This is a genomic window from Rahnella bruchi, from assembly GCF_003614975.1.
Taxonomy (GTDB): domain Bacteria; phylum Pseudomonadota; class Gammaproteobacteria; order Enterobacterales; family Enterobacteriaceae; genus Rahnella; species Rahnella bruchi.
In genome coordinates this window covers 1-14,142 of record NZ_QZWI01000011.1, presented here as the reverse complement: position 1 = coordinate 14,142, position 14,142 = coordinate 1, and the positions used below count along the sequence as shown (strand labels likewise).

The window sequence follows — 14,142 nt, the reverse complement described above, 5'->3', positions numbered from 1 at the left end:
GCATTCCATTCAGGAGGCGCGATGAAGTACAGCACCACATTGCCTGTTAAAGCACTCCCGTCAGCTGAAAAATATGATGGCAAAGGCCCTGAATATAAGCGACGTTTCCACGTAATGGCCAAACCTTCCGGCTCAACCTGTAATCTCGATTGCACCTACTGTTTTTACCTGAGTAAAGAAGATCTGCTGCACCAGGATCGTCACACCGGCATGAGTGATGAAGTGCTGGAGAATTTTATCCGCCAGTACATTGACGGTCAGGACGGTGAGCAGGTGGTGTTCTCCTGGCAAGGCGGGGAACCGACGTTAATGGGTTTGGAATTTTTTCAGAAAGTCGTGAAATTCCAGAAGCAGTACAAGAAGCCCGGTCAGCGTATCGAAAACGACTTACAAACCAACGGCGTGCTGATTAACGATAAGTGGGCCGAATTCCTCAAAGAACATCATTTCCTGGTGGGCATCTCCATTGATGGCCCGCGGGAACTTCATGACCGCTACCGCGTCACGCGCAGCGGCAAACCGACTTTCGACAAAGTGATGCAGGGCGTCGCGGCACTGAAAAAATACAAAGTGCCCTTTAACGCACTGGTGACGGTCAACCGCACCAACGCCCGTTTTCCGCTGGAAGTATACCGTTTCATGACCCGTGAACTGGGCGCAACCTACGTCCAGTTTAATCCGTGCGTCGAACCGGTCGATTTCAAAGTCACCGCCCCGCAGTTCTGGCGTGATGAGACCATCCCTGTGACCGGCTCCCGCCGCGCAAAACCGGGCGATCTCGATTCTGTCGTCACCGACTGGTCGGTAGATCCCAATGACTGGGGCACCTTCCTGATTGCGGTGTTTGAAGAATGGGTGAACAACGATCTGGGCCGCGTTCAGGTCAATCTGTTTGAAACTGCCGTTGCGCAGACCATGGGATTGCCCGCGCAGATTTGTACCGCGTCGGAATTTTGTGGCAAAGGGCTCGCTGTAGAGAAAAACGGGGATACTTATTCCTGCGATCACTACGTCTATCCGGAATATCAGATCGGTAATATCGCCGATACTGAGCTTTCTCATATGGCCTTTTCCGAGCGGCAGAAAGCGTTCGGTATGGGGAAAAAAGATACCCTGCCCGCTTACTGCAAAGCCTGCCCGTATCTGAAACTGTGCTGGGGTGAATGCCCGAAAAACCGCATCGTGCGCGCACCGGATGGCGAAGCCGGGCTGAACTATCTCTGCCCCGGTATCAAAGCCTTCTTTAATTACGCCGAACCGATGCTGGTAGGGATTGCCACGCTGGTTAAACGTGACTTCTCAGGATTGAAGCGATGACAAACAGAGAAAAACTGTTGCAGCTTGAGCAGCGGATGAATGAACAGGTGATCGGCCAGCAATCGCTGGTGCGTATGTTGCTGGTGGCCTTGCTGTGTGACGGACATGTATTGCTCGAAGGTTTGCCTGGTCTGGCTAAAACCCGTGCCGTTCGTGAACTTGCCCGGCACGTGGAAGGTGAGTTCAGCCGCATTCAGTTCACGCCGGATTTGCTGCCTTCTGACATTACCGGCAGTGAGATTTATCAGCAGCACGCCACGCGCGAAGAAGAGCAGTTCCGTTTTCGTCCGGGGCCGGTATTCGGCAACATTATTCTGGCCGATGAGATCAACCGTGCTTCCGCCAGGGTGCAGTCAGCCTTGTTAGAAGCCATGGAAGAACGCCATGTGACGGTTGCGGGGAAAACCTGGCCGTTGCCCGGCGTGTTTATGGTGCTGGCGACGCAAAACCCAGTGGATCAGGAAGGCACCTGGCCCCTGCCGGAAGCGCAGCTTGACCGCTTTCTGATGAAAGTGCTGGTGGATTATCCGTCGCGCGAAAACGAGCAAAAAGTGATGCAACTGGTGCGCGCCGAACAGCAACAGAAATACCTGCATACAGGGTCAGAACCAGCGGCGGCTGAACCCGAAAGCCTGATGCTGACTCAACAGGATATTGCCACCTGCTGGCAGGAAATCTCTGCGATTTATGTGGCACCGGTGGTGGAAACGTACATCGTGAATCTGGTGGAAATGACCCGCCATCCGCAGGGTGTCAGCGACACATTGGCCAGCTATATTACCTTTGGTGCCAGTCCGCGCGGCACGCTGGCGCTTGACCGGTGCGGGCGCGCGCTGGCCTGGCTGGAAGGCCGCGACGCCGTGCTCCCCGAAGATATCCGCCTTGTCGCTCCTGCTGTATTGCGCCACCGGCTGATGCTCAGTTATCAGGCCAATGCCGATAACTGTTCGCCGGACGACGTCGTTCGTATGTTGCTCGATGCCGTGGTGGCCTGATGGAAAACCCGCTGACGATTGACCGCAACACGCTCATGGCGCTGGCCGGTGAAGCGAAATTGCTGTCAAATCCACCGGGACAAATTTCGCCCGGCGCACTGGCGGGTGAACGCGTTTCCCGCCAGCAAGGGCGCGGTCTGAATTTCGACAGCTTGCGGCGTTATCAGGCCGGTGACGATGTTCGCCTGATCGACTGGCAGGCTACAGCCCGCCTGCGTACACCATGGATCCGCCTGTATAACGAAGAACGTGAGCGCCCGGTCTTTATTGTCGTCGACCAGCGCCTCGACATGTTTTTCGCCACCCGTGGACAGACCAAATCGGCGGTGGCAGCCAAAATTGCCGGATTACTGGCGTGGCGCAGCTGGCACGACGGTGACCGGCTGGGCAGCGCCGTGTTCAGCGATACGAATTACACGCTGCAAAAATGCCGCCCGCCAGCGTCAAATCTCAATCTTATGCTGGATGATTTGCTGGCCTATAACCAGCAACTGGCGCAGCAATATCCGGCAGAACCAGCCACGACCTTATCCCTGGCGTCTGTATTACAACACGCGCGACAACTGATCCCGGCGGGTTCATGGGTGGCGGTGATCAGTGACTTTCATGATCTGGATGCTCAAAGCGAAGCGCTGCTGGCCGCACTGAGGCGGCGCAGTGAAGTCAGCGCATTTGTGATCCTCGACGATCTGCACAGGCGCCTGCCCTCCTCGGGTAATCTGGCCGCACGCTATCGCGGACATGAGGCGGCATTCTCCCTGTCAGGCGTGCTGCGCGATGAGATACAACAAAGCATCACCACCCGTCTCGGCGCGCAGGAGAAAAAGCTGACAAGGCTGGGGATCCGCGTGAATCAGATTGTGGTAACACAGGATTTAATCCGGCAGATGCAAAGGGGGCTTTAAATGCTGGAAAAGGGATTTAGTGTACCGGATTTGTTCCAGCCCGCGTTGCCCGGACGGTTTTCGTGGTTTCCTCTTCCTCCCGGCTGGTATGTTCTGGCGGCTCTGCTCGCTGCAATCCTGCTGATCTTCCTGTTTTATCGTCTCGCCCGCTGGCGGCGTAATCTCTGGCGGCGCCAGGCACTGGCCGCGTTACGACAACCGCAGGACGCCGACGGCTGGCTGGAACTTATTAAACGCATTCTGCTGATGCATCAGCCCCGTGACGTCGTCAGTCAGTGGCTGACACCGGAGCAACTGCTGCAACAAGTGGCGATTGACGCGGATTTGCGTCAGCAACTCAGCGACCGGTATTGCCAGCCGGATAACGCGCTGGACGCTAAGCAAAATGCCCGTCTGCAATCACAGTTAACACACTGGCTGGAGAAACTGCCTGATGTCTGAGTTTCTGAGCCGCCTCGATTTCGCCTGGCCGTGGGCCGCGTTACTGATCTTTCTGCCACTGCTTAGCCGCTACTTTCTGCCTCAGGACAACGAGGTCAAAGAGCGCGTGCGCGTGCCTTTCCTGCCTGAGCTCATTGATGAAGTTAAACTCAACAGCCAGCCGGTTCGCAGCAGCAAACTGAGCGGCGTTTTGTTCTGGATTATCTGGATCCTGCTGGTTACCGCTCTCGCCCGCCCGGAATACCTGACCCCGCCACAGCATATTCAGAAACCGATGCGCGACGTGGTGCTGATTCTGGATGTCTCCGGTTCGATGGCAAAAAATGATGTCGAAGGCGGCATAACCCGTTTGCAGGCCGTGCAGGATTCTGTGAGGAAATTTGTGGCGCAGCGAAAATCAGACCGCATCGGTCTGGTGATTTTTGCCAGCCACGCCTGGCCTTTCGCGCCGGTCAGTGAAGATAAACAGGCCTTGCAAACGCGGATCAATCAGCTGGCACCGGGCATGATCGGCCAGCAGACGGCGATTGGTGATGCGCTCGGCGTGGCCGTTAAACTGCTCGACACCACTGCAAACAAAGACGCCAGCAAACTGGCAATATTGCTCACCGACGGCAACGACACCGCCTCGCAACTTGCGCCACCGCTCGCCGCGCAACTGGCGGTTTCTCACCACGTTCAGGTGCACACCATTGCTTTCGGCGATGTTACCCGCACCGGCGACGATAAGGTTGATCTGCCGCTGTTACAGGACATCGCACGTATTACCGGCGGGAAATCCTGGACGGCCAGCAACTCAGGTGCTTCGCTCGACAGCGTATGGCAGGAAATCGACGCGATTACACCGGTTCAGGTGAAATCCATCGGCTGGTCATGGCATATACCGCTGTTCCAGTGGCCGTTGCTGCTGGCGCTCGCGCTGCTGCTTCTCATTAATCTGGGGCGATATTTCAGGGAGAAAACCGCATGAGTGATTTCCATTTTATCTACCCGTGGCGTTTGCTCGGTTTATTGCTCTGCGCCCTGCTCTGGTTTATCAGCACGCGCGAACGCAGCGCCTGGCACCAGATTATGGATAAACCTTTCGCCAAAGCGCTCATCATCGGGCAGCAAAACCGCCTGACCCGCGCCCTGCCGTGGTTGTTTGCACTGGGGGTGATAGCCCTTTCCGGCCCGACCTGGCAACGGGAATTACCCGCAGCCCTGACGCCGCAAAGTGACATGATGGTTATCCTGCAACAGGATCCGGCGATGATGGCGCAGGATCTGGCCCCCAGCCGTCATCAGCGTATGCAAAGCAAAATTATGGATCTGATGACGCAATCTCCGGGCACCCGTTTCGGGCTGGTGGTGTATAACGCACAAGCCTGGCTGACTACCCCGCTGACGCAGGATCCGGCATTTTATTCGCTGTTCCTGCACGCCCAGACGCCGTCACTTTTGCCGGAAGGCCAGGGTTCCGGCCTGCGGGAAGCGGTCGCACTGGCGCAGAAAAACATGCCCGCCACCGCGGATGCCCCGCGTAATCTGCTGCTGATCGCTGATTCTCTCACTGCTGAAGATGCGCGCTGGCTTGCCGGGTCAAAACTTCCCCTTCAGATATGGGTGCCCGGTACTGCCCGTGGCGGTGCATTACCCCAAGCCTATGACGGGCGCGGCATCGATACACGACTCAATGTTCAGCGGTTCAGTCAGACCCGTGACAGCGGTGTGCCGGTAACACTGGTGACCAGCGATGACAGTGATATTTCGGTGATCGCGAGCCATATCCGCCAGTCAGTGACCGCGCAGAATAATGCCCGCGCTGACCTGCACTGGAAAAACAGCGGTTTCTGGCTGGTCATACCGTTACTGTTGTTGCTGCTGTTTTGCCGACGTCAGCTGATCTGCTGGCTGGTCGTGGCGCTCCCGCTGATGCTGTATCTGCCGCAAAGTCAGGCCAGCTGGCGCGATGCATGGATAAGCCCTGATATGCAGGGGCAACGGGCGTTTGATAAAGGACAATATTCCCAGGCGGCAGAACGTTTTCAGGATCCCCTCTGGCAGGGCATTGCCTGGTATCGTGCCGGGAATTTTGTCGCGGCCACCTCTGCGTTTCGCCAGTCGCCACCCACTGCCGATGTTTTGCTGTGGACGGGCAACAGTTACGCGCAGCAAAAAATGTGGCAGCAGGCGATCAACAGTTACGACCAGGCGCTGAGTCTGCATCCCGGCTGGAAGATGGCACAGGACAACCGCGCTAAAATCGCACAAATCATCATGACACTACGCCAGCAGGAACGTGACCGGCAGGCCGCACAGGGTAAAGAAAAGGACTATAAGCCCGATGATATCAAATACGATCTGAAGAAAAATCAGGGCGTAAATCAGAAGGATATTTTGCCCGCTGCCAGTGCGGATCCGCAGGTCGGCCAGTGGTACGACAATCTGGATGTTTCCCCGGCCGGACTGCTGGAAAATCTCTACCGCTCACATCAGGGGGAAACGCCATGAAAGGTCTGTTGCTGATCCTGCTGCTGATAGTTTTACCCGCGCGCGCCGCCATGGACATCACCCGCGAACTGGTCGCGCCCGACCATGTCGTACCGGGGCAACCGGTGCGCGTGGCCGTCACGTTCTGGACAGATACCTGGTTTAATCCGCCGCCGGAATGGCCCGCCTTCGTGATAGAAAACGGATCATTACTGACCACGCCGTTACCTAATCAGCTGCTCAGCCGCCGCAAAGACGGCGCCAGCTGGAGCGGTATCCGCCTTGAACGGCAGGTGATGGCCTGGGATCAGGGCACGCTGCGCTTTCCGGCAACGGAAGTGACGCTGACCTCTCCCGGCCAGCCACCAGTGACAGTGTCACTCCCTGCTATTGAAAAACCGGTCAACTGGCCACAGGACACCAAACAACCCGACCGCTTTTTACCTGCCAGCCAGTTGACACTGAGCCAGAAAATCACCCAATTCCACGCCGCCGATGACAAACAGCTGCATGCTGGTGATGTGATTGAACGGGCGGTGACCGTGAAAGCCCGAGGAATTGTGGCGAACCAGATCCCCCTAGTGCTTTACGCCATTCCGGGTACGCAAACACAAAGTCTGCCTGCGCAGAGCCAGTTGCTTACAGAGGGGCGCGGCGATGTTGACGGCGCAGAGCGCACGGAACGGCTGCGTTATCTGCCTTCACAGGCGGGCACCGTCACGCTGCCACCCGTACAGCTCAGATGGTGGGATACTGACCATCAGCAATGGCAACTGGCAAAACTGCCGGGAGCCACATTTCACATCGCCGCAGCGCGGGGTGCAGGCAGTGAGTCCGTACTACGCGGCAGCACCGGAGAGGAAAAATGGCATATTATCCTGCCAGCCGTCGCTGGCGTGATCCTCGCGGTCATCCTGTGGTTCAGCAGACACCCGATCGCCCGTGGCGCACGGTATCTGCATCGCCGCTGGCATCGTTTCTGGCATCCTGTTCCGCTGAGCGAGCTGACACCCGGTCGTCACATTCACAATGCCATCGCCGGCAATACAGCCAGCAAGAGAGCGACATAAACCCGTGCATGCAAAAGATCGGGAACCGCAGGAATACATAGGTCACAGCACAGCGCCACGGGAACGGAAAGCGGATTCCCGACGTAAATTATCTTCCCGCACAAAATCAATGAACGCCTGCAAAGGCGCGGGGATCAGGCGGCGGTCGTTGTAATACAGCCACGGGCCGGAGAACGACAGCCACCACGGTTGCAAGATGGGCTCGAGTTTTCCGCTGGTGATGGCGGGCCGCAGCCACTCTTCGAACAGATAAATAATCCCCGTCCCTGCGATCGCCGCTTCCACCGCCAGATCGACCGCACCACCGACGCTGACCACCAGCGGACCGCTTACCTGTACGCTGAGCGTTTCACCTTCGCGCTCGAATTCCCAGTCGGGCATGATGCCGCTGGCATAGCGCCCGCGCAGGCAGCGGTGTGGGATCAAATCCCGCGGATGCGACGGTCTGCCGTATTCATTAAGATAATCCGGCGACGCCGCCGCGGCGTAGCGCTGCATACGCGGGCCAATGGGGATCGCCACCATGTCCTGCTCCAGCCGTTCGTCATAACGGATACCGGCATCACAGCCATCACGAAACACATCCTGTACATTACTTTCGGCAATGATTTCCAGCTGAATGTCGGGAAAGCGCCGCAAAAACTCCGGCACCAGCGCAGGTAAAACCAGCCGCGTGGCGCTGACCGGCACATTCAGGCGCAGTACGCCGCCCGGCGTGTGGCGGTAACGGTTGAGCGCATCCAGTGCCGCATTCACCTCATTCATGGCGGGCAGCAGCCGCTCAATCAGTGCTTTGCCAGCTTCGGTCAGCACCACAGTACGCGTGGTACGATGAAATAACCGGATGCCCAGTTGCTGTTCGGCGCGACGTACCGCGTCACTCAGCCGGGACGCATTGCTGCCGGTGACCCGCGCCGCCTCGCGAAATCCACCGGCTTTCGCCACCTCAACTACCGCGTGCAACAGGGCGATATCCATCGACATTGTGCGTAACCTCGTACAGTTTGTCCTGATTTCACCGGATAGTTGCACAGCCAGCGCACCGCTACAATCAATGAACACTTATAAAGGAGAGTCCCATGTCACAACCTTCAATGACTTATCGTCTCGGCGACCGCGAAGTATCACGTTTAGGTTACGGTGCCATGCAGCTGGCGGGGCCGGGTGTTTTTGGTCCGGTAAAAGATGAAGCTCGCGCGATTCAGGTATTGCGCGATGCCGTGGCATGCGGCGTGAATCATATTGATACCAGTGATTTTTACGGCCCGCACGAAACCAATAAGCTGATTAAAAAAGCCCTGCATCCTTACACTGACGATCTGTGCATCGTCACCAAAGTTGGTGCGCGTCGTGATGAAAAAGGTGGCTGGTTAACGGCTTTCACCCCGCAGGAACTGGTCAGCGCGGTGGAAGACAACCTGCGTAATCTGGGGCTTGAGGCAATGGAAGTGGTGAACCTGCGCAGTATGCTGGATATTCATCAGCCGAAAGAAGGATCACTGGAACCGCAGCTGGAGGCGATGATCAAGCTGAAAGAACGCGGTCTGGTCCGCCATATTGGTCTGAGTAATGTCACGGCGAAACAGGTGGAGGACGCGCAAAAACTGACGCCGATTGCCTGCGTGCAGAATATGTATAACCTGGCCAACCGCCATGACGATGCGCTGGTGGACACACTGGCAGAACAGGGCATCGCCTACGTGCCCTTCTTCCCGCTCGGCGGATTTTCCCCGTTGCAATCCACGCAACTCGATGAAGTTGCTGCGGAACTGCAAGCCACGCCGATGCAGGTCGCGCTGGCCTGGCTGCTCCGCCGTTCACCGAATATTTTGCTGATCCCCGGCACGTCATCGCCGGAACATTTGCAGGAGAATCTGGCCAGTGCGCGTCTGAATTTATCGGATGAAGTGATGGAAAAACTGAACGCAATGAACTGATACCGTTGTGAACTGGGTCCTCAGAAATGAGGACTCAGTATTGTAAATTCAGCATTGCACTTACTGCCTGCGCTTCCACTCATCGGCCACATCGCCCAGAGTTTTAGGGATCTCATTGCGGATCCAGGCCATAAAATCACGATCGAACCGGAACTCTTCCCCGCACTGCTCAGTCATAAAACGCCGGACATTTTGGGTGTTCTTGTAATCTTTATCCACGAGCGTGGTACGTGTCAGTAATGCGCTGTGCCAGTCAATTTTCATCTTTCCTGCTCCGGTAAATGCCCATGCGGATAACGTCATTAAGCTTAAATGAGCCGGCCGCCCTTTTCTATACCGTCACAAAACAGCGAATTAATGACTCAGGTCGCCATATACAGCGCAAATATGTAGGACGAAGTGCGCCTGGGAAAGCGGATCCGCGCAGTATTTTTTGTCACTGCATTAGACATCGGATTATCAGAGATGATATTGATATCATTACTAAAATAGCAGAAAACGGCGGCGAAATTGCGCGTATACCAATGAGTATTTATTCCTGCGTCAACGAACGTTCGGCGCTGAATTCAAAGGTCAGAGCTTTTATTGAGTTTTTAGAGGCGGGGATTTAAGGGCTCGTAAACCCTGTAGATCTCAGATATCACCTGCATCGTTGCGTCTTCCACCGTTCCTTCATTACGGCATAATATCCAGCCGTGACTGGCAACTTCCCGCTCGAAAGCGTGGGTACAAGCGACATGTTCTTCCAGCTTATGAATTACCGTACTGTCCAGCCCGCGCGACCGGGACGCCGCCCTCGCCCATGAAATTTCAGGCGCAGTCACAACCCCGACATGCAGGTCTGGCGTTCGCACGTTTCGGTCAATGTTAAGCTGTAAAATCTCTGCAAACGGCACCATCCGGCGAAATGCGGCATCCGATGGATACCAGCGATCCATCAGGATAATGCTGTCCGGTGGTTGTTGAGTCAGTACATGCCGGGAAATCCAGGCACGACTGTCGGCCAGGCGCTCACAAATCTCCTGTTCCAAATCCAGGCCGGGATTTCTGGCGAACTGGTTAACGAGAGCCATTGTTTGCCCCCTGAAGGGATCACTTTTTTTCTCGCTAAGTCGGATCACCTTCTTATTATCAGCCCTGAGTACTTTGGCAATGGCCTCCAGCAGGGTGGTTTTACCGGCCCCTTTTGGCCCGTCCAGAGAAACAAACAATGGACGACTCATTCTTTAAATGACGATGGAGAAACGGTTTTTGTAAAGCTTGTCGCTGGCAAAAGCATCTTTCTTCTCATATCTGACAATCTATGCGGTGTAGTTTAAGGGAACCGCCGCAAAAACGGAAAAATAACAGGGAAGCCTGTTTTACAGGCTGATGGGAGTTGACGGTCTGCTTTGAGCGAGAAGCGGAAGTACGCATTTTATCTCTCAGTTGATTGAGGAATTACTAACTGGGCATAAAAATCAGCCATACAAATAAAACAGGTATTCTGAGCGTGCCATGAATTTTGGGGGGAAGCGGGTATCTGAATTCGATGTAAAGTATATTGTGTCTTTGCACCTTACATTTCGTGTTTAAAGAGGGATTATGAATAATAAAATTATCGTGGGTGTGTTGCTTGCATGCGTTTCCGGTAGTGTTTTTAGTGAACCTTTACAAGAAGATAGTCAACCTATATCGCTGAAATTAAGTGATAATTCTTTGAAAGAGGTAAATACCTGCGAAGATTTTATCGCGCTTCGCCGTGCGGGTAAGACGGTGACCGACTTGCCTAATTTACCCGACCGTTTTGCTGATATGGCTAGAAGATCATTGACTAATTGTTATCTCACGACCTACGCCAAAGATCATGGATTGACAGAAATTAAACCGGTTCCAAAAAAACCTACGCTTAAAGAAATAGTCGATCATTTCCCTGCCTCAGCAGCTATTGCGATCAGCAATGAAGAAGTCGCTAAAGTGAAATCACTTTACCAAAATAAAACCATACGACAGAAAGAACCGGATTTGAAACCTGATAGTAAGGGGCGCATGGTTTCTGCGAAATCTGCTGGGGGGTACATGATAAATAATCACCAAACCTTCAAGGATAAAGACGGAAAGATCATTGATTACATCACACTGGTTAAGTTTGTAACCCAAGGTACATGGGCTGTGTCTACGACTTACGAGATTATTTCCAAAAATGATCCTGTTTGGAAAATTCAGGAGATTAATGAAAACTCCCCACTTTGATGAGGAAAGGCGCTGATGAGTGCCTTTTTCTTATTAATGACCTGAAAGTACATCATTGAAATTGCGTGCAGTATCGGCGTTTCTAATATCACCAACTTGTATACGATGCGATTCATGTGCCGCCGTCGCCCAGTCACCCCGATTTACCGCCGCATTAAATTTTGGAAATTCATTGCTTAAGCGCGGAATTCCCAGGTTAAATCCCATATCCACTAGTCCAGTTTTAGCGCTATCGCTAAAGTGATCATAGTTTGCATACAAACCTCGCAAACCAGTCTCAGTCGTTTTGACATCCGAAATACAGGTTTGGATAGCAACGTCATTGCTGAGATGCACGGCAGCACGGGTGTCTGGGTGCTCCAAAATTTGATTATAGCCATTTCTAATATCAGTGCTTGTAGCCGCGACTTCAACATTGTTGCTGTCACCGTGCCCCAATGACTGAGATGCGTTTTGGTAAATCGCAGGCTTAAAGCCGCATCAACACTGTTTCGCTCCTGGCACAAATCGGCCTGAGAAGGTGTGACATCAGTAATAAGCAAAAAAGCTGACATCTTTTCGTATCTCAATGAAAAAATATGTTCAGCGTTCTTTCTCATCAACCCAGGCAATGAGATCGGCGAGCCTATTCTCAGAAAACACGGCTATTCCATGTTCAGTGAGCAGAGACGCTGCGACTCCCATGCCTGACTTACGTTGGCCGCTAAATGAACCGTCATAGATGAATTGGCTACCACATGTTGGACTGCCGTCGGTTAACAGCGCAGCGGTACAACCTGACTCCCGAGCAGTACGTAGTGCCAACCAGGCGGCAAGCTGGTAGTGCTCAGTGACATCCTGCCCCGTAATTTCAAGTATTCTGATCTGCGCCTTCATTACGTCTTTACCATCAGTAGAAACAATCTCAGCTGGGGGACGTGGAATTGGCAACCCGGCGGCCAGTTCAGGACAATGGATCACAAGACGCTGTTCTTTCTGCCAGCGCTGCAACTGATCGGTCATTTGTGCTTTATCGCTTCCGTCATAGCGCACTTTGAACCCCACCAGGCAAGCACTGACCAGTATTTTATTTATCATCGTTATCGTATATCTGGGCAAATGAATGCTTCGATTATAACACCTTCGCTTTTTACATAAACTTAGCTGTGGCAGCGCAACAGGCGGCTAAGAGCGAAGAGCGGAAGCCAAATTGCTTTCCTTTGCGGGTCAGGGGGTGCTAACAAAACTCGGCAACATTCAGGAAACATTATTGTTGAATCCGGTAAATCTCAGTGCTAAAACAAAAGAGAAGTTTTTTCCGACTCGTTGTGTTTCCTGTTCCTGATACCCAACCCATAAGAGAAAGTCAGAAAATGAATAAGTCAGTTCATACAGCGACAACCGTTACCACCACCGGAACTTTCGGCGGCGTGGGCGTATCTGTGACTGGCTCCTGACAAAACAGACTCTGACTCCCCGCCAAACCGGACGGGGAAGAAAATTTCTCCGTTCATGACTTACTGAATGGAGATACATCATGATTTCATCTGAAAACGCGCTTTTAGTTATCGATATGCAGCAGGGACTTTTCCGTGGCCCCGCCTCACCGTATTTTGCAGACAGGGTTCTGTCTAACATCTGCTTGCTGATTGAAAAAGCGAGGCAGGCTAATGTGCCCGTATTTTTTGCCCGCCACACCGGACCTGATGATTCTCACTTCTCTGAGCAAAGTCCGTTGACACAACTGATACCCGAAATGAATGTGTACGCTGAGCACGATGTCGTGTTTATCAAAAAGCACCCCAACTGTTTCCGGGATACGAACCTGCAGCATCAGCTCAGCCAGCGAGGCATTAAGGAACTGGTTATCGCCGGGATGAAAACAGAATTCTGTGTGGACACTACCTGCCGCGCAGCATCGGAACTGGGATTCAGGACCGTGCTGATTTCAGATGCGCACACGACAATGGATAACAATTACCTGTCCGCAAATGAAATCATCAACCACCACAACGTCACACTAGCTGGCCCGTTTGTGTTGCTCGCGACAGCCGCTGACTGGGCCTTTCACTCTGAGAAATGAGTTGGGACTGAGAGCCGCCCTCAGGGCGGCTAAGGTGTTTAAAGTCCGCTTCTGGCATACAGCAGACAAACACGTGACGCTGAAGGTCTGCTGAGAGCGAGAAGCGGACATACAAGAAGAGGGAGGCTAGCTGATCCCAATAATTAGTTTTTAAGTTACGAGGCATGCTAATTGGAAAATACGCCATAAAGTGACTTCCGATGGTATGGTTACATTTTTACCACTAAAAGAGGAAACACTAATGATTGTAAGGACCTGGCACGGTTGTGTTCCACTAAAACATGCTGAAGCTTTTGCGAAACACCTTGAGAAAACAGGTGTAGAGCATTCAAAGAGCATATCTGGGAACATAGGCGCTTGTGTGCGTAGAGAAACCCAGGGTGGCTGGGAGCATTTTTTTCTGGCTACTTACTGGCAAGATCTACAATCGGTTAAGACATTTGCCGGAGAAAGCTATCACGTAGCTGTGACTTACCCAGATGACGAAGAATTTGAACTACTTTCCGATCCCTACGTATTCCAGCATGTAGTGGAAAACGTTGCGCCGCTATAGCTTCGTTTCCGGGATAACCTGTCGGTTACCCGAATTTTGTATAATATCCAAACTCATTCAACGTGCTGAGGTCTGCTCTTAGCACACAGCAGACAAAACACCTGACGCTGAAGGTCTGACGAGAGCGAGGAGCCGACCTTTCATTCATGGCGGCTATA

16 protein-coding genes and 1 pseudogene are annotated in these 14,142 nt (G+C 53.4%); 12 read left to right on the top strand and 5 right to left on the bottom strand.

Features of this window, described 5'->3' with window-relative positions; genetic code table 11:
* Window positions 1-21: 21 nt before the first annotated feature.
* From D5398_RS17305 to D5398_RS17275, 7 genes are read left to right on the top strand one after another with little or no spacing between them, the layout of a single operon-like run.
* A complete protein-coding gene (locus tag D5398_RS17305; protein ID WP_120508736.1) occupies window positions 22-1,317 on the top strand; it encodes an anaerobic sulfatase maturase in 1,296 nt (431 codons plus the stop codon).
* Entirely contained in the window at window positions 1,314-2,312 is a 999-nt protein-coding gene (locus tag D5398_RS17300) for an AAA family ATPase (RefSeq protein WP_120508735.1), read from the top strand. Before D5398_RS17305 ends, D5398_RS17300 begins: the two co-directional genes overlap by 4 nt.
* Window positions 2,312-3,217 carry a DUF58 domain-containing protein gene (locus D5398_RS17295; protein ID WP_120508734.1) on the top strand — a complete coding sequence of 302 codons (906 nt, stop codon included), beginning with the start codon at window positions 2,312-2,314 and terminating at the stop codon, window positions 3,215-3,217. Before D5398_RS17300 ends, D5398_RS17295 begins: the two co-directional genes overlap by 1 nt.
* On the top strand, window positions 3,218-3,658 hold the full coding sequence (locus tag D5398_RS17290) for a DUF4381 family protein (protein WP_120508733.1): 441 nt from the start codon (window positions 3,218-3,220) through the stop codon (window positions 3,656-3,658).
* Window positions 3,651-4,628 carry a VWA domain-containing protein gene (locus tag D5398_RS17285; RefSeq protein ID WP_120508732.1) on the top strand — a complete coding sequence of 326 codons (978 nt, stop codon included), beginning with the start codon at window positions 3,651-3,653 and terminating at the stop codon, window positions 4,626-4,628. Before D5398_RS17290 ends, D5398_RS17285 begins: the two co-directional genes overlap by 8 nt.
* Window positions 4,625-6,151: a vWA domain-containing protein gene (locus D5398_RS17280; protein ID WP_120508731.1), complete on the top strand. Its 1,527-nt coding sequence runs from the start codon at window positions 4,625-4,627 to the stop codon at window positions 6,149-6,151. Before D5398_RS17285 ends, D5398_RS17280 begins: the two co-directional genes overlap by 4 nt.
* Entirely contained in the window at window positions 6,148-7,200 is a 1,053-nt protein-coding gene (locus D5398_RS17275; RefSeq protein WP_120508730.1) for a BatD family protein, read from the top strand. Before D5398_RS17280 ends, D5398_RS17275 begins: the two co-directional genes overlap by 4 nt.
* Before the next feature lie 42 nt (window positions 7,201-7,242).
* Here D5398_RS17275 and D5398_RS17270 read toward each other — a convergent pair whose 3' ends face one another.
* A complete protein-coding gene (locus D5398_RS17270) occupies window positions 7,243-8,184 on the bottom strand; it encodes a LysR substrate-binding domain-containing protein (protein ID WP_120508729.1) in 942 nt (313 codons plus the stop codon).
* A gap of 95 nt (window positions 8,185-8,279) precedes the next feature.
* On the opposite strand from D5398_RS17270, the gene D5398_RS17265 reads away from it, so the two are divergent.
* A complete protein-coding gene (locus D5398_RS17265; protein ID WP_120508728.1) occupies window positions 8,280-9,137 on the top strand; it encodes an aldo/keto reductase family oxidoreductase in 858 nt (285 codons plus the stop codon).
* Window positions 9,138-9,197: 60 nt separating this feature from the next.
* On the opposite strand, the gene D5398_RS17260 is transcribed toward D5398_RS17265, so the two are convergent.
* Window positions 9,198-9,401: a DUF6434 domain-containing protein gene (locus D5398_RS17260; RefSeq protein WP_120508727.1), complete on the bottom strand. Its 204-nt coding sequence runs from the start codon at window positions 9,399-9,401 to the stop codon at window positions 9,198-9,200.
* 194 nt (window positions 9,402-9,595) lie between these two features.
* Here D5398_RS17260 and D5398_RS17255 point away from each other — a divergent pair.
* Window positions 9,596-9,748 (top strand): annotated as a pseudogene (locus tag D5398_RS17255) (LysR family transcriptional regulator); the annotation flags it as partial.
* Here the strand turns inward: D5398_RS17255 and D5398_RS17250 are convergent.
* A complete protein-coding gene (locus D5398_RS17250; RefSeq protein ID WP_120508726.1) occupies window positions 9,731-10,360 on the bottom strand; it encodes a dTMP kinase in 630 nt (209 codons plus the stop codon). The pseudogene D5398_RS17255 and the gene D5398_RS17250 sit on opposite strands and share 18 nt — an antisense overlap.
* A gap of 361 nt (window positions 10,361-10,721) precedes the next feature.
* Here D5398_RS17250 and D5398_RS17245 point away from each other — a divergent pair, with 361 nt between their 5' ends.
* Window positions 10,722-11,369: a hypothetical protein gene (locus D5398_RS17245; protein WP_120508725.1), complete on the top strand. Its 648-nt coding sequence runs from the start codon at window positions 10,722-10,724 to the stop codon at window positions 11,367-11,369.
* Between the two features lie 33 nt (window positions 11,370-11,402).
* Here D5398_RS17245 and D5398_RS25470 read toward each other — a convergent pair whose 3' ends face one another.
* Both D5398_RS25470 and D5398_RS17235 read right to left on the bottom strand, forming a co-directional pair.
* Window positions 11,403-11,807 (bottom strand): lysozyme family protein, encoded by a 405-nt coding sequence (locus tag D5398_RS25470; protein ID WP_162940784.1) that lies wholly within the window; start codon window positions 11,805-11,807, stop codon window positions 11,403-11,405.
* A 144-nt stretch (window positions 11,808-11,951) separates the two neighbouring features.
* The gene (locus D5398_RS17235; RefSeq protein ID WP_120508723.1) at window positions 11,952-12,446 is read right to left on the bottom strand and encodes a 2-thiouracil desulfurase family protein; all 495 of its coding nucleotides are present in this window, start codon (window positions 12,444-12,446) and stop codon (window positions 11,952-11,954) included.
* Between the two features lie 439 nt (window positions 12,447-12,885).
* Between D5398_RS17235 and D5398_RS17230 the strand changes: the two genes are divergently transcribed.
* Entirely contained in the window at window positions 12,886-13,431 is a 546-nt protein-coding gene (locus D5398_RS17230; RefSeq protein ID WP_120508722.1) for a cysteine hydrolase family protein, read from the top strand.
* Between the two features lie 241 nt (window positions 13,432-13,672).
* Complete coding sequence (locus tag D5398_RS17225) at window positions 13,673-13,984, top strand: hypothetical protein (protein ID WP_112288749.1); 312 nt, start codon at window positions 13,673-13,675, stop codon at window positions 13,982-13,984.
* Window positions 13,985-14,142 lie beyond the last annotated feature (158 nt).

What these genes read in the sequence shown, in the direction of transcription:
- D5398_RS17305 (WP_120508736.1), top strand. Translation starts at nt 22, where the DNA reads ATGAAGTACAGCACCACATTGCCTGTTAAAGCACTCCCGTCAGCTGAA.
- D5398_RS17300 (WP_120508735.1), top strand. Translation starts at nt 1,314, where the DNA reads ATGACAAACAGAGAAAAACTGTTGCAGCTTGAGCAGCGGATGAATGAA.
- D5398_RS17295 (WP_120508734.1), top strand. Translation starts at nt 2,312, where the DNA reads ATGGAAAACCCGCTGACGATTGACCGCAACACGCTCATGGCGCTGGCC.
- D5398_RS17290 (WP_120508733.1), top strand. Translation starts at nt 3,218, where the DNA reads ATGCTGGAAAAGGGATTTAGTGTACCGGATTTGTTCCAGCCCGCGTTG.
- D5398_RS17285 (WP_120508732.1), top strand. Translation starts at nt 3,651, where the DNA reads ATGTCTGAGTTTCTGAGCCGCCTCGATTTCGCCTGGCCGTGGGCCGCG.
- D5398_RS17280 (WP_120508731.1), top strand. Translation starts at nt 4,625, where the DNA reads ATGAGTGATTTCCATTTTATCTACCCGTGGCGTTTGCTCGGTTTATTG.
- D5398_RS17275 (WP_120508730.1), top strand. Translation starts at nt 6,148, where the DNA reads ATGAAAGGTCTGTTGCTGATCCTGCTGCTGATAGTTTTACCCGCGCGC.
- D5398_RS17270 (WP_120508729.1), bottom strand. Translation starts at nt 8,184, where the DNA reads ATGTCGATGGATATCGCCCTGTTGCACGCGGTAGTTGAGGTGGCGAAA.
- D5398_RS17265 (WP_120508728.1), top strand. Translation starts at nt 8,280, where the DNA reads ATGTCACAACCTTCAATGACTTATCGTCTCGGCGACCGCGAAGTATCA.
- D5398_RS17260 (WP_120508727.1), bottom strand. Translation starts at nt 9,401, where the DNA reads ATGAAAATTGACTGGCACAGCGCATTACTGACACGTACCACGCTCGTG.
- D5398_RS17250 (WP_120508726.1), bottom strand. Translation starts at nt 10,360, where the DNA reads ATGAGTCGTCCATTGTTTGTTTCTCTGGACGGGCCAAAAGGGGCCGGT.
- D5398_RS17245 (WP_120508725.1), top strand. Translation starts at nt 10,722, where the DNA reads ATGAATAATAAAATTATCGTGGGTGTGTTGCTTGCATGCGTTTCCGGT.
- D5398_RS17235 (WP_120508723.1), bottom strand. Translation starts at nt 12,446, where the DNA reads ATGATAAATAAAATACTGGTCAGTGCTTGCCTGGTGGGGTTCAAAGTG.
- D5398_RS17230 (WP_120508722.1), top strand. Translation starts at nt 12,886, where the DNA reads ATGATTTCATCTGAAAACGCGCTTTTAGTTATCGATATGCAGCAGGGA.
- D5398_RS17225 (WP_112288749.1), top strand. Translation starts at nt 13,673, where the DNA reads ATGATTGTAAGGACCTGGCACGGTTGTGTTCCACTAAAACATGCTGAA.